Below are 14,447 nucleotides of genomic sequence, written 5' to 3' on the forward strand. Positions count from 1 at the left end.
CGCGACCCCGGTCGGCCCGACCCTCACACCGCCCGGCGTTTGGGGCGTACCTCGACCGGCTCGGCCGGCTTGCCCCGGAAGCCCGCGTGGATCCGGCCGGACGGTCTCGCCCGCTCCTCCTGCCGTCTCGGGCGGCAGTCCGGGAAGGGCAGCGTGCGCCGCGGCAGCGGAGCGGCGGCGGCCGGCTCGCGCAGGCGGGACAGCGTCAGCCTGCTGGCGTGTTCGCAGGCACTGCCCCAGATGGGCCGGCGGCGCAGCAGTTCGAAATGGCCGCACACGACGACCAGCAGGGCCCCCGTGCCCGAGCCGCCCAGCCTCTCCGCCCAGTCCAGCACCGCGTCGTCGGCGAGGTGCAGGTCGTCCAGGCAGAGCACCACCGGGCGGTGACGTGCCTCGTGCTCGATCACCTCGCTCCAGGCGGCGAGCAGGTCCGCCCCGCGCCCGGGCGGGACGGCGTGGGGTGCCGGCGCCGGGCCCGGCAAGCGCGACAGCCGGGCCGCGTCCCCGTCGGAGCCGACGGCGGAGCGGACCGCGGTTCTGATCCGCTGCTCCGGCGGCTCGAGCCGCGCCAGGTGCCGCGGTCCCCACGCCTGCGTCAGTGCGGCCGCGACGGCGGCGGCGTCCTGGCCTCCCTTCGCAAGGCGCGGCCGAACGACACGCGCCCCGTCGACGGCGCCCGCGACGCGGTCCTCGAACTGGGCGAGCAGACGGGTCTTGCCGGCCCCGTGATCGCCGAGCACCGTCAGCATGGAGGGCACGCCGTGGTGGCGGGAGTACTCCAGCAGGGTTTCCAGCAGGGGGAGTTCGGGCCGTGGCCGGGTGCCGGTGCCGGGCCCGGCGGGCTCGTCCGGGTGCAGGGCTCGGGCCCGTCGGATGCCGGGGGTGCCGTCGGCGGGGCGGGGTGTCTCGTCGTAGCTCACCCACGCGCCGGTGTCGCCGGCCACGTCGTCGCTCACGTACAACTCACCCTCGGGGACGCCGGAGAGCAGCCCGTGCGCCTTGTCGAGCAGGGTGCCCACCACCGAGACGGCGGCGCTCGGGTCGTGCGGGTCGTGCCGCACGATCGCCTTGCCGGAGATCACCACGGCTCGCATCACCATGCCCGCCCGTAAGGCCAGTCGGTCCCGGGCCGTGAAGGCCGCGCGCACCGCGTTCAGCGACGCCTCGGGGCGTTCGGACCTCAGCCCGAACAGCGCGGCGCACAGCCCGCCCATGGAACCGACGACCGTGCCCGAGCGGTCCTCGACGCTCTCGGTGAGCACGGTGACCGCGTCGTGCAGGGAGGTGTCCAGCTGCTCGCTCCCCATGGCCGCGGCGTCCCCGGCGGACTCGGTGCACACCACGAGCACGCACACGTCCCGCCGCTCGGCGACCGCGCCCCCCTCGCCGAAGCCCGCCGCCGCGCCCGGCTGTTCGGCGCTGTGCGCGGCACCACGCACGGACGCCACACCGGAGCGGTCTCCCCCCACGTCGCCGCCGTACGGGGACGCCACACCGGAGCGGTCTCCCTCCACGTCGCCGCCGTACGCGGACGCCACGCCGGAGCGGTCTCCCTCCACGTCGCCGCCGTACGCGGACGCCACGCCGGAGCGGTCTCCCCCTACGTCGGCGCCGTACGCGGACGTCACGCCGGTGTGGTCTGCGCTCTCGGCGGCATCGACGGGCAGGAGGGCGGCCCCGCGCACGGGTTCGGGCGCCCCGGCGTCGGGGCCTGCCACGCCGGGAACCACGGCGCCCGGCCCGGCCCTCCCCGGAACCCCGGTGTCCGCCGTGATCCGGACGGGCGTCGGCGCGGCACCCGTGTCGCCGGCCGGGTGCCGTCGCGCGGTGCCCGTCTCGGGGGCGACCGGTTCCGGGCGGGCCTCCGCGGGGCAGGCCAGTGCCTGGTCGTGGCGCAGGATGCGGTGCTGCAGGGTCTGCAGGGCGGCGGACGGCTCCAGGCCGTACTCCTCCACCAGGGCCAGCCGCACCCTGCTGAACACGCTCAGCGCCTCCGCCTGCCGGCCGCAGCGGTACAGGGCGAGCATCAACTGCCCGCACAGCCGCTCCCGCAGGGGTTCGGCCTCGGCCAGCGAGGTGAGTTCACCGAGCACGGCATGGTGCCGGCCGCACGCGAGTTCCGCCTCGAAGCGGTCCTCCATCGCGTCCAGGCGCAGCTGCCGCAGCGCCGTCAGCTCGGCCCACTCCACGCCCTGCTCGGCCAGATCCGACAGGGCCGATCCGCGCCACTCCGCCAGGGCCTCCCCCAGCAGATCGGCTGCCTCGGCCGCCTCGCCCGCGTCCAGGCGTGCCCGGCCCGCGGCGACGGCGCGCTCGAAGCGGGTCGCGTCGAGCTGTTCGGGGTCGACGCGCAGGACGTAGCCCGGTGCCCGGGTGAGCAGCCGGGGCGGCTCGTGCCCGTCGCCTTCACCGCTCTCCAGCAGGGCCCGCAGCCCCCATACGGCGTTCTGCACCATCTTGCGCGCCGTGACCGGCCTGGTGTCCTCGGGCCACAGGGCGTCGAGGAGCTGGCTGGTGGCGACCACCTGGTTGGCGTGGAGGAGGAGCAGTCCGAGGACCGCTCTCTGCTTGACGCCGCCCAGCGGCAGACTGCGCCCGCCGCTCACCACGTCGAGCGGTCCGAGAACCTTGAATTCCACGCCTACCCCCGTACGTCGAACACCCGTGATCAGTCATGGCAGGCGTCGTTGCCCGCCCGAGCGGCGCTCGCCGAGCGGACGCCGCGCAGTACCACCTCGGCCACGTCGTCGAGCCGCTGGTCCACATAGAAGTGACCGCCGGGAAAGACCCGCACCTCGGTCTCGGCGCGGGTGAACGCCCGCCAGCCGGCCGCCTCCTCGACGGAGACGACCGGGTCGGCGTCGCCGCACAGCACGGTGACCGGCGTGTGCAGCGGCTCCCCGGGTGTCCAGGAGTACGCGGCGAGGGCCGTGTAGTCGGCTCGCAGAGCCGGCAGCACCATTGCCACCAGCTCGGGGTCGTCGAGCAGGGCCACGCCGGTTCCCCCGAGCCGGCGCACGGCGGCCAGGACCGCCTCGTCGTCGGGGAGCACGTCGTGCGGACTGCGCCGCGGCCCCGGTGCTCCCCGGGCCGACAGGAAGAGCCGGCGGGGTGGCCGGGCCCCGCGCTCCTCGAGGATCCGGGCGGTCTCGTAGGCGATCAGCGCGCCCATGCTGTGGCCGAAGAACGCGTAGGGCGCTGCCGTTTCCTCGTCCTGGAGTTTTTGGGCCACGACCGAGGCGAGTTCCCCGATGTCCGCCACCGGTGTCTCCAGCCGGCGGTCCTGCCGCCCGGGGTACTGCACGGCCCGCACCTCGACGTGCGGCCGGAGCAGCCGGGACAGCGGCAGGTACGCGCTGGCCGCGCCTCCCGCGTGCGGGAAGCAGATCAGCCTGAGAGCGTCGGGCTCGGGATCACCGAAACGTCGGAACCACTGGCCGTCCATCGCGCGTTGCGCTCCTGTCTGTTCAACTGCGGTACGTGGTAGCCGCGCTCCGCCCGGGCCCGGTGCAGCACACCGGCCCACCAGCTGAGGCGGTCGAACATCAGCCGGGCCGACACGTCCCAGTCGTCGGGGACGGCCAGGGTGCCGTCGGGCCCGAGGCGCTCCCAGTAGTTGTGGAAGCTCACGGTCTCGTGCACCGGGACGGCGTGGACCTCGCCGAAGACCTGGCGCAGGGCGGCCACCGCGCACAACCCGCTGGAGGGTCCGCCGTAGGAGAGGAACCCGACGGGTTTGGCGTGCCATTCCTCGTCGTACCAGTCGATCGCGTTCTTCAGGGACGCCGGGAACGTCTGGTTGTGCTCGGGGGTGACCACCACGAACGCGTCGGCCGATCGCAACCAGGGCGCCAGGTCCTTGACGGCCTGGGGCCGGGGCGCGGACGGGTCGGCGGACATCACGTCGGGCAGCCAGGCCGTGGCGAGGTCTATGACGTCCACATCGAAGTCGGGTCGCAACCGGGCCCGCGAGGCCAGCCATTCCGCCGCGACGTGCCCGAACCGGCCTTTCCTGATGCTGCCGATGATGATCGCCAGCCGCAGTCGTTCATTCTCGGCCACCTGCCCCCGCCTTCCGCACCAGCGCCCAACCGCATTCCTCGGGGAACCCTGGCATATGCCCCTTCGGATTCGCTTCGGACGACTTCGGAAACGCTGCGCGGGAGCCCTTCGGAAGGATGGCCGAGCCCTTTTCGTCGCACGTCACGCCGGTCGTCGGCCGGTTACGCTGAGATCATGGAATTCGGGGTGCTGGGGCCGCTGGAGGTGCGCACGGACGAGAGTCGTCTGGTGCGGGTACCCGAAGTCAAGGTGCGCATGCTCCTCGCCGATCTGCTCGCCCACCACGGGCAGGTCGTCCCGGCGGCGCGGCTGATCGAGGACCTGTGGGGCGGCTCGACGTTCACGGCCCGGCCGACGGCGTCACTCCAGGCCAAAGTCTCCCAGCTGCGGCGCGCGTTGGAGGACGCGGAGGCGGGGGGCCGTGAACTGATCGCGCACCGGCCTCCCGGATACGTCCTGGACATCCCGGCCGGTGCGCTCGACGCCGGGCGGTTTCGCGAACTGGTCGCCCGGGCCAGGTCCGGCGCCGACCCGGTGACGCGGGCGGCGCTGTACACCGAGGCGCTGGCACTGTGGCGGGGCCCCGCCTTCGCCGAGTTCGCGGACCAGCCGTCCGTGCGGCCGACGGCGGCGAGCCTGGAGGAGGAGCGCCTCACGGCGGTGGAGGAACACGCCGGGGTGCGGCTGGAGTTGGGCGAGCACAGCCTGCTGGTGGGCGAGTTGACGGAGCTGGTGGAGCACCATCCGCTGCGTGAGGGCCTGCGGGGCGCGCTGATGTGGGCGCTGTACCAGGCGGGGCGCTCCTCCGAGGCGCTCGACTGCTTCAACGACCTGCGGCGCCGGCTCGACGAGGAGCTGGGGCTGACACCCGGGCCGTCCCTGGAAGCGCTGCAGCAGGCCATCCTGCGCCACGACCCGCTTCTGGCCCGGCCGGAGCGGCCCGCGCCGTCCACCGCGGTGGTGCAGGCGGGCCCGGCGCCGACGGGTTCGGCCTTGCCCCTGGTGGGCCGTGAGCAGGACGTCCCGGCGATCCGGGCCCTGCTCTTACAGCGCCGCCTGGTGACGCTCACCGGCCCGGGAGGGGTCGGCAAGACGCGTCTCGCCCAGGCCACGGCGGAGAGTCTGGCGGGCGCGTTCGGCGAGGGCACCTGGCTGGTGGAGCTCGCGGACGCCGGGGGCCTGGAGCGGTTCGCAGGTGCGGAGGCGCTGGCCGAGCAGGTGATGGCGACGCTGGGCATCCGGGAGAACACCTCCGACGACGACGCCAAGGGTCCGGTCGACCGGCTGGCGAACGCGCTGGCGGGGCGGCGGCTGCTGCTCGTGCTGGACAACTGCGAACACGTCGTGGAGGCCGTCGCGCATCTGACCGGTCTGCTGCTGAGCCGGGCCCCGCACCTGCACATCCTGACCACCAGCCAGGAGCCCCTGCGCACCCGCGACGAGACGGTGTATCCGGTGGCGCCGCTGTCGCTGCCCCCGGAGAACGACCCGGACCTCGACGCCCTGACGAGCGCGGGGGCCGTACGTCTCTTCGTGGACAGGACCAGGGCGACGGACCCGGACTTCGTGCTGGACGCCACCACCGCTCCGCTCGTCGCGGATGTGTGCCGGCGCCTCGACGGCATCCCGCTCGCCCTGGAACTGGCCGCCACACGCGTGCGGTCGCTGGGCATCGGGGAACTGCACGACCGGCTCGACGACCGCTTCAAGGTGCTCAACAGCGGTTACCGAGACGCCCCTTCGCGCCACCGGACGCTGCAGGCCACGCTCGACTGGAGCTGGGGCCTGCTCGACGACCGGGAACGGACCGTGCTGCGCAGGCTGTCGGTGTTCGGCGAGGGGTGCGGGCTGCGGGCCGCCGAGGACGTGTGCTCCGGCGGCGGCGTGTCCCCCGCCGACGTCCTCGACACGCTGAGCCTGCTCGTGGAACGCTCCCTGGCCGTCCGCACGCAAGGGCCGCAGGGCCCGCGCTACCGGCTGCTGGAATCGGTCGCGGTCTACGCGCGTGACAAGCTCGCCGAGTCCGGTGAGCACGCCGAGACCGCCGCCCGGCACCTGCGCCACTGCGTCCGCCTCGCCGAGCGGGCCCGTCCGCATCTGCACGAGCGGGAGCAGTCCCGCTGGTTCCAGTACCTGGACCTGGAGGCGGCCAACGTGCAGCGCGCGCTGGCCGAGGCCGACCGGTCCGGGGCCGCGCAGGAGGCCCTGCGCCTGGTCAACTCGCTGACCTGGTACTGGTACGTCCGCGGCCGGCTCGGCGAGGCCCGCAGGGCGCTGGCGACGGCCCTGGACACGGCGGGCGAGGCCACTGCCGAGGAGCGCGTGGAGGCGGAGTTCTGGTACACGGGCATCCGCCTGCTGCTGGGCGAGCACGACCGGGAGTGCGACGCCCCGGAGGAGTACCCGCCGGAGTCGACCCTGGAGTCGACCAGGGCCCAGTGGTTCCTGGCGCACGCGCAGTGGACGGTGGGGGCGCTGGTCGAGGGCGAACAGCGGGTCGAGCGGGTCCTGGTCCGCTTCCGCACGCTGCGTGACGCGTGGGGCACCGCCGCCGCGCTGACCACGCGCGCGTGCTTCGCCCTGGCCCGCGGGGACCTGGAGTCGCTGCGCGGCAACGCCGAGGAGGCCCGCGCCCAGTTCGCGGAACTGGGCGACCTGTGGGGCCGGTTGAAGACGACCGACGTGCTCGGCAGGCTCGCCGAGATCAACGGCGACTACGACCTCGCCGCCCAGCTGCACCGGGAGAGCCTGCGCATCGCCCAGGCCCTGGAGACCTGGCCCGAGATGTCCACGAAGCTGTCGGGTCTCGGCCGGATCGCCCTGCTCACCCAGCGCTACGACGAGGCGGACGATCTGCACACGCGCGCGCTCAGGATCGCGGTCGGGCAGGGCAACCAGCCGGCCGAGCAGTTCGCCGCGCTGGGCCTCGCGCTGAGCGCCCGCCGCGAGGGCCGGCTGGAGGAGGCCGAGGAATGGCTGCGGCCCTGGCTCGCCTGGAACCGCCGCCGCGGCGACGGCCCCGGTCTCGCGCTGGTCCTGGCCGAACTGGGCTTCATCGCCGAGCAGCGCGGCGACGCCGACCGCGCCCTGGCCTGTCACCGGGACGGCCTGGCAGCCGCCGCGACGACCAAGGACCCCCGCTCGGTCGCCCTGGCCCTCGAAGGCCTGGCCGGCGCGTACTCCCTGTCCGGCGAGACGGAACGGGCGACCCGCCTGCTCGGCACGGCAGCGGCGACCCGTGAGCGGGCCGGCGCCCCGCACCCCCCGGCGGAGCGGGGTGACGTGGAGCGCATCGCGGCCCGCCTGCGCGCCACGATGGACGAGGGGACGTACGCGAGCGAGTTCACCGCGGGCACCCGGCGCAGCCATGAGGGGGAGGTCCTGGCGGAGACACACCCCCGGACACCATGAGCCGGCCCCTCCACCCGGCCCCCTGGGCACGTCGCGATCGTCGTGGACGTCCGTCGCCGCCCGCAGCATGACCCGCATGACAGCCGCCCCGAAAGCGTTGCGCCACGTCGGCCCGGCCCCCGGATCCTTCATCGACCCATGCTCCTCGGGCGAAGCACGGGCTGCTCGGAAGGATCGTCCGCCCCCACGCGAACGGTGCCACACTGGATTGCGTGGCGGAGACGGATCGGCAGCTCACCCGGCGGCTGGAGCAGGTCATCATGGACCTGCTGGAGCGACGTGCGGCCACTGCTTCGATCTGTCCGTCCGACGCCGCGCGCGAGGCATACGAAGGTGACGACGAGGGCTGGCGAGCCCTGATGGAACCGGCCCGCAGGGCGGCCTGGCGTCTGGTGGCGGCCGGCGAGGTCGAGGTGACCCAGGCCGGCCGGCCCGTCACGGAGACCGAAGCCCGCGGACCCATCCGCATCCGTCGCACGGGTCGGTGAAGGTGGCCGTGCCCGTGCCTTCCGGCGGGAGCTGAGCGGGCTGACGGCTCTCCTCGCCACACGCTCGGCCGGCCCCGTGGCCATCGCCTCCGGGACCACCTCAGGCAGCCCAGGCGTGTGCGGCCTGGTCGGCAGGGACGATGAGGTCGAAGATGGTGCCAGGGAGGGCTTCCGCTACCCGGGACCGTCGCTGTCGACGTCGGTATCGCTCGCCGCCAGCACCGCGACCCGGGTCCGGTCGGGATCGAGTACGGCGAAGGCCAGGTCCGAGGTGTCGTGGTGGAACCAGTCCGTGAACGCCATGAAGCGCAGCCACCGGTGATCCGCCGCGCGCCGCACGGCCTCCAGGAGGGGCACCCCGGCGGGCAGTCCCATGAGCGCGTAGAGACTCTCCCAGGCGTACAGCCGTGCGTACGCACCGCCCTGCCCGTGGCCGGTCACTCCGCCGACGTACGAAGCCGAGAAGAGTTCGTTGAGAACATCGTCGGGCGTCGTCGCGCAGGCGAGGGCGCTTCCCCGGCGGCTGCCCTCACCTTCCAGGCAGCGCAGGGGCAGTTCCTTGAGGAAGGAGATGCCGAAGTCATCGGGGGCGAGCGGGCTCGGCAGCGTGAAGAACCGTGCCTCGGGCTCACGGGCCCATCCGCCGGCCCTGAACGGTCGGGCGGCCGCGTTCGCCCGGCCGTCGTCCCGAGCGTCCCCGGCACCACGGCCGGCGACCACACCGCCGTCGGTCGGCGGAACCTCCGGGAAGCGCGAGCGGAGCTGCTTCGCGGTCTTGATCGAACCCAGTCCCCGGACCCGAACGGCGAACCGGTGCTCGACGTCCAGGCGCGTCCCGGGCAGCCGAGCCAGTGGGTGCCCCAGCTCACGAAGCTTCTCGGCGTACGCGTCCAGGGAGCGCCGACCGGTCCCCGAGCCGATCAGCGCCAGCTCTCCGAGGAGACAGGCCCGTAGCTCGACCGCCGGACCCAGTCCCCCGTCCGGCAACTCGCCGAACAGAGGCTCGATGTCGCGCAGATGCTGGGCCTTGACCAGCTTCGCGGCCACGGAACGCAGCAATCGGTCGCTGTCGCCGGGGGACATGGCCCCTCCGGGCAGCAGCCGGCTCACGAGGTCCACGGCGAACGTCACACAGTCCCGCGACCGCGTGTCGGCCAGGGTCTCGGCGATCTGCCCGACGGTGCGCGCCGCAGAGGCTTCACGGGGCCCGTCGCCGACCGCCGTCCGGCACAGCCGCTCCGCCGCCTCGTACATTCCTTCCGGTCCGAGCTCAGCGGGCTGCTGCGACTCCGGCCCGGGCCGCTCCCGGCGATGCCGATCAAAAGCACCGTCGCCGGGTGTCTCTTCGTTGTGGCTCACGCCCCGAGTCTACGAGCAGGAGATCAAGTAACTTTGCTGAGGCATACGTGCCTTGAGTGGAGCCAGGCGACGGGGGAAGAACGTGGGAAACCGGCCAGCGGATTGGCATGTCCTCGATCTGGACAAGGACCCGACCCCTGGCGATCCGCAACGGGTGCGCAGTCTCGCCAAGGTCCTGCACGACTTCGCCGACGACGTGTCCGACGCATTGCGGCTGGTCAAGGGCATGGCGGGCGAAAGCACCCTGGCGGAGTGGGCGGGCAAGTCCGCCACGGTCTTCAAGGACGAGTTCTCGGGCGTCCCGAAGAACTTGAAGAAGCTGGAGAAGTCGTACGGGATGTGCGGCGACGCCCTCGCGGACTTCTGGCCGAAGCTGGAACGCGCCCAGGCGCTGGCGGACAAGGCACTGGCGAAGGCGCGCGAGGCCCGCTCGAACCTCTCCTCGGCGCAGTCGAAGCTCACGTCGGCCGACTCCTGGGTGACCCGGGCTTCGAAGGAGGCCGACAAGTACAAGGACGACCCGACCGGCAGCAAGTCGGACTCCGACCACCCGGACGAGGCGAAGGTACGGGCGGCCACGCGGGACGTCCAGCACGCCAGGACGGCGCAGACGAACGCGCAGTCGGCCGTCGATGACGCCCAGAGTGCCCTGGACGCGGCGAAGAAGATGGCCGAAGACGCCCGCAAGATGCGCGAGGACGCCGCCCGCGAGGCCAAGAGCAAGATCGACGAGGCGTCCGACGCCGGCATCCAGAATCGGTCGTGGTGGGAGGACATCGGAGACTGGTTCACCGACAACTGGGACACCATCGTCGCGGTCTGCAAGGTCGTCGTGACAGTGGTCGGCGTCATCGCGATGATCATCGGCGGACCGATCCTGGCCGCGATCGTCGTCGTGGCCGCCCTCGTCGTCCTCGCCGACACTCTCAACAAATATCGCAAAGGCCAAGCGTCCCTGTGGGACGTGGGATTCGCGGCCCTGGACTGCATACCCGGCGGCAAGGGCATCACCACGCTCGGCAAGCTCGCGACGGGCGCGAAAGCCCTGGGCAAGGGTGGCCTCAAGGCAATGGCCAAGGGCCTGGGACGAGGTTTGCGCAAGGGAGCCGACGACGCGGTCGGCAAGAGCAAGCCGGCCAAGGGGCGGTGCAAGAACGGCGATCCCGTCGACATGGTCTCCGGCGAGATGCTCGTGGAGGAGACCGACGTGGAGTTGCCCGGGCTCCTTCCGCTCGTACTGCGGCGCACGCATCTGTCGACATACAACTGGGGTCAGTGGTTCGGTCCGTCCTGGGCCTCGACACTGGACGAGCGTCTCGAACTGGACGAAGAGGGCGTCGTCTTCGCCGCTGAAGACGGCATGATCCTCGTGTATCCCGTGCCCGCCCCCGGTGTCTCGGTCATGCCGGTGGAGGGACCACGCTGGCCACTGGACTGGGACGGCGCACCCGACACTCCCATCCGCATCACCGACCCGGCCACCGGACGCACTCGCCACTTCGCCCCACCGGCCGGACCTGTCGCCGCGAACGAGGCGTTCACTCTTCCCCTCGCAGCGGTGACCGACCGCCACGGACGGCGCATCGACATCGACCGGGATGCATCCGGCACCCCCACCGCCGTCCGCGACTCCGGCGGGCGCTACCTGCACATCGACACCGACGGCGACCGGATGGTCGGGCTGCGGCTGCGAAACGAGGAGGCCGGGCCCGACGGCACGACGCTGCTGCGTTACGGCTACAGCCCTGACGGACACCTCACGGAGATCTACAACTCCAGCGGCCTTCCCCTCCGGTACGCCTACGACATCCAGGGACGCATCACGTCCTGGACCGACCGCAACGGCACCTGGTACCGCTTCACCTACGACGACCAGGACCGCTGCATACGCGGCGAAGGTGCCCACGGGTTCCTGTCCTGCTCCATCGCCTACGACACCGAAGGCCGGGAGACCCGCTACACCGACTCGCTGGGCCACACCACGACCTACCGGTACAACGAACGTCGGCAGGTCGTCGCCCAGACCGACCCGCTCGGCAACACCACCCACGCCGAGTGGGACCCGTACAACCGGCTGCTCTCCCGCACGAATCCGCTCGGCCACACGTCCCGTTTCAGCTACGACGAACGCGGCAACCTCATCTCCGTGGTCCGCCCCGACGGCACGGTCACCACGTGCGAGTACGACGCCTCCGACCGTCCCCTGTGGATCACTTTGCCGAACGGCGGCAGGCGTGGCTACGCGTATGACGAGCACGGCCACCCGACAGCGACCGTCGACGCCGACGGTGCCGTCACCACCTACGCCTATGAACCCTCCGGTGGACTGCTCAGCGTCACCAACGCCCTGGGAGCGACCCACCGCGTCCACCCGGGGCCACTGGGACTGCCCGACTCCGTCAGCGCGCCACTGGGCGGTACCTCGCACGTCACCCGCGACGCCTTCGGCCGCATCGTCGGCACCGTCGACGCCGCCGGCGCGACGACACGCACCACCTGGACGGTGGAGGGCTACCCCGCTGAGCGGATCATGGCCGACGGCAGCAGCGAGAGCTGGTCCTACGACGGCGAGGGCAACATCGTCCACTACACCGGCCTCGACGGCCGGACCACGACCCACGCCTTCACCCACTTCGATCTGCTCCGCTCCAGGACGGAGGCGGACGGTTCGACGACGCTGTTCGCGTACGACACCGAACTGCGGCTCACGTCCGTGACGAGCGCGTCGGGTGCGGTGTGGTCGTACACGTACGACGCGGCGGGCCGCCTCGTGCGCGAAGTGGACTTCAACGGCCGCGCCGTCGCCTACGCCTACGACGCCGCGGGCCGTCTGATCCGGCGCACCAACGGCGCCGGCGAGATCACCGCATACACGCGGGACGCGTGCGGCCGGGTCGTGGAGCGACGCTCCGGCGGGGCGATCGCCACCTTCGCGTACGACTCGTCCGGTCAACTGATCACAGCGGTCACCCCCGAGACGACGCTCACGTTCGCACGCGACGTAGTAGGCCGTGTCGTCTCGGAAGAGTGCAATGGCCGCGCGGTCCGCACGTCGTACGACGTACTCGGCCGGCGGACGGAACGCCGGACTCCGTCGGGCGCCGTCAGCCGCTGGGAATGGGACGCGAACAACCGGCCGACCCGGCTCCGACTCGCCGACAATGCTCTGTCCTTCGCTTACGGGACCTCGGGCCACGAGACCGAGCGGCGGCTCGGGGAGACGGCGATCCTGACTCAGGAGTGGGACGCCGGCCACCGTCTGACCGAACAGAGGCTCCTCGGCCGGGCCGCCTCCGACACGGGTTCGCCGGACGAGGCCCTGCTGCACCGCTCGTACACGTACGGACAGGACGGCGGCCTGAGCGCCATCGAGGACCGGACCCACGGCACCCGCCGGTTCAGCCGTGACCGTCTCGGCCGGGTGGAAACGGTCTCCGCCACCGGGTGGTCCGAGCGCTACGCCTACGACGCTGCGGGCAACGTCAGCCGAGCGGAGGCGCCGGAGGGCCCGCAGGGGGAACGGGTCCACGACGGCACACTCATCCGCAGGACCGGCCACATCACCTACGTCCACGACGCACAGGGGCGCCTGGTCCGGCAGACGCGCAAGCTGCTGTCCGGGGGAACGCGGGAGTGGACCTACACATGGGACGCCGAGGACCGGCTCACTCAGGTCACGACCCCGGACGGGCGTCGCTGGGCGTACGTCTACGACGGCCTCGGCCGCCGCGTCGCCAAGCGCCTGCTCTCCGACGCTGGCCTCCCGGTCGAGGAGACCGTCTTCACCTGGGACGGCTCCCACCTGGTGGAGCAGAGCAGCTCCGCCGGCGGTCCCACCAGAAGCTGGGAATGGGCTCCCGGCACCAATCGTGCGCTGCTGCAGATCGACCAGGACGAGGTCGACCGGCGCTTCTACGCCATCGTCACCGACCTGGTGGGCACCCCCACCGAACTGGTCGACGAGGAGGGCCGGATCGCCTGGCGGGCACGTACGACGCTGTGGGGCACGCCGGTAGGCGGCTCAGCGGGTCCGGTCGACTGCCCACTGCGCTTCCCGGGCCAGTACCACGACCCGGAAACCGGCCTCCATTACAACTTCCGCCGCTACTACGACCCCGAGAACGCCCGCTACATCAGCCCGGACCCCCTGGGCCTCGCTCCCGCACCGAACCACCACGGCTACGTCCTCGACCCCCTTCGCTGGACCGACCCGTGGGGGTTGGTGAGCTGCGAGAGCAGCAGGCACGGCATCACGGAGGAACGCGAGGCCCACATCGAGGGCCAGCACGGCCCCGGCGCCCAGGACCGCGTGCGGGAGAACGCCGATCCCACGGGGCCCGAACCCTCACTGCCGGGTGAGTTCTACGAGGACTTCTTCTGGGAGGGCGACGACTTCGTCCTGGGCCGACGGCTCCGGGAGGGCGTCGACGGCACCCCTGCCACTCCCAACCCGCGCGCCAGAGCCGGACAGGACAGCCACCTGCACCGCTTCGAACACGGCGAGCCCGTGGGCATCAACGGCAGCGGGCGGGAGACCAGGGACGTGGAAGTCGTCATCCGCGACGGCCATATCCATACGGCGTATCCGGTCTGAGAGAGCCGACCTCCACGGCACGAAGTGGTCCCACGTGCCGATGAACACCTGCCCCGGCAGCCCGTCCCGATGGTGAGGACCCACGTGCACATCGCGCTCCTCAGCCCCGCCGACCCCGCCGGCTGGGCGGATACGAGCTGCTCATGCGGATCGGGCAGGGCGGCACGGGCCAGGTGTATCCGGGGGAGTGGCCGGGCGGGGAACCGGCCGCCATGAAGGTGAGCGAGCCGTTCATCGTGGACTCCGAGACCCCGGCTGAGGTCCGCGCAGGAGGTGGAGATCCTCAAGACGGTCTGGGGCGCTCGGATCGCCGCCCTCCTCGACGCCGACCCGGAGAAGAGGTGACCTACGGCGACTCGACGTGGCGCGAGCGGCCTGGCGTCTGGTGGCGGCCGGCGAGGTCGAGGTGACCCAGGCCGGCCGGCCCGTCACGGAGACCGAAGCCCGCGGACCCATCCGCATCCGTCGCACGGGTCCGTGAGGGCCCGGCGCACGGCGAACTGCTCCTGGTGACCAGGAACGCGTCCCCTGGC

The 14,447-nt window shown here is 72.4% G+C and carries 7 protein-coding genes and 1 pseudogene; 4 read left to right on the top strand and 4 right to left on the bottom strand.

The genetic code is table 11. From position 1 onward, the window contains the following. Nucleotides 1-23: 23 nt before the first annotated feature. Genes FDO69_RS19430 through FDO69_RS19440 form a run of 3 tightly spaced genes read right to left on the bottom strand, consistent with a single transcriptional unit; the run spans nt 24 to nt 4,062 of the window. Nucleotides 24-2,639 (bottom strand): BTAD domain-containing putative transcriptional regulator, encoded by a 2,616-nt coding sequence (locus FDO69_RS19430; protein WP_104781126.1) that lies wholly within the window; start codon nt 2,637-2,639, stop codon nt 24-26. A gap of 29 nt (nt 2,640-2,668) precedes the next feature. Next, nucleotides 2,669-3,445 carry a thioesterase II family protein gene (locus tag FDO69_RS19435; protein WP_104781127.1) on the bottom strand — a complete coding sequence of 259 codons (777 nt, stop codon included), beginning with the start codon at nt 3,443-3,445 and terminating at the stop codon, nt 2,669-2,671. Next, a complete protein-coding gene (locus FDO69_RS19440) occupies nt 3,388-4,062 on the bottom strand; it encodes an NADPH-dependent FMN reductase (protein ID WP_104781128.1) in 675 nt (224 codons plus the stop codon). Before FDO69_RS19440 ends, FDO69_RS19435 begins: the two co-directional genes overlap by 58 nt. Before the next feature lie 174 nt (nt 4,063-4,236). On the opposite strand from FDO69_RS19440, the gene FDO69_RS19445 reads away from it, so the two are divergent. Together FDO69_RS19445 and FDO69_RS19450 are read left to right on the top strand one after the other, a co-directional pair. Further along, the gene (locus FDO69_RS19445) at nt 4,237-7,473 is read left to right on the top strand and encodes an AfsR/SARP family transcriptional regulator (RefSeq protein WP_104781129.1); all 3,237 of its coding nucleotides are present in this window, start codon (nt 4,237-4,239) and stop codon (nt 7,471-7,473) included. 212 nt (nt 7,474-7,685) lie between these two features. Further along, complete coding sequence (locus FDO69_RS19450) at nt 7,686-7,961, top strand: DUF3253 domain-containing protein (RefSeq protein ID WP_104781130.1); 276 nt, start codon at nt 7,686-7,688, stop codon at nt 7,959-7,961. Nucleotides 7,962-8,135: 174 nt separating this feature from the next. On the opposite strand, the gene FDO69_RS19455 is transcribed toward FDO69_RS19450, so the two are convergent. Continuing rightward, a complete protein-coding gene (locus FDO69_RS19455) occupies nt 8,136-9,320 on the bottom strand; it encodes a DUF6183 family protein (RefSeq protein ID WP_104781131.1) in 1,185 nt (394 codons plus the stop codon). 82 nt (nt 9,321-9,402) lie between these two features. Between FDO69_RS19455 and FDO69_RS19460 the strand changes: the two genes are divergently transcribed. Next, nucleotides 9,403-13,914, top strand: coding sequence for a DUF6531 domain-containing protein (locus FDO69_RS19460; protein WP_234388004.1), 4,512 nt, complete (start codon nt 9,403-9,405; stop codon nt 13,912-13,914). Between the two features lie 367 nt (nt 13,915-14,281). Continuing rightward, a pseudogene (locus FDO69_RS19470) lies at nt 14,282-14,395 on the top strand (DUF3253 domain-containing protein); the annotation flags it as partial. Between the last annotated feature and the right edge of the window lie 52 nt (nt 14,396-14,447).

This window comes from Streptomyces tibetensis (assembly GCF_007655005.1).
GTDB lineage: Bacteria > Actinomycetota > Actinomycetes > Streptomycetales > Streptomycetaceae > Streptomyces > Streptomyces tibetensis.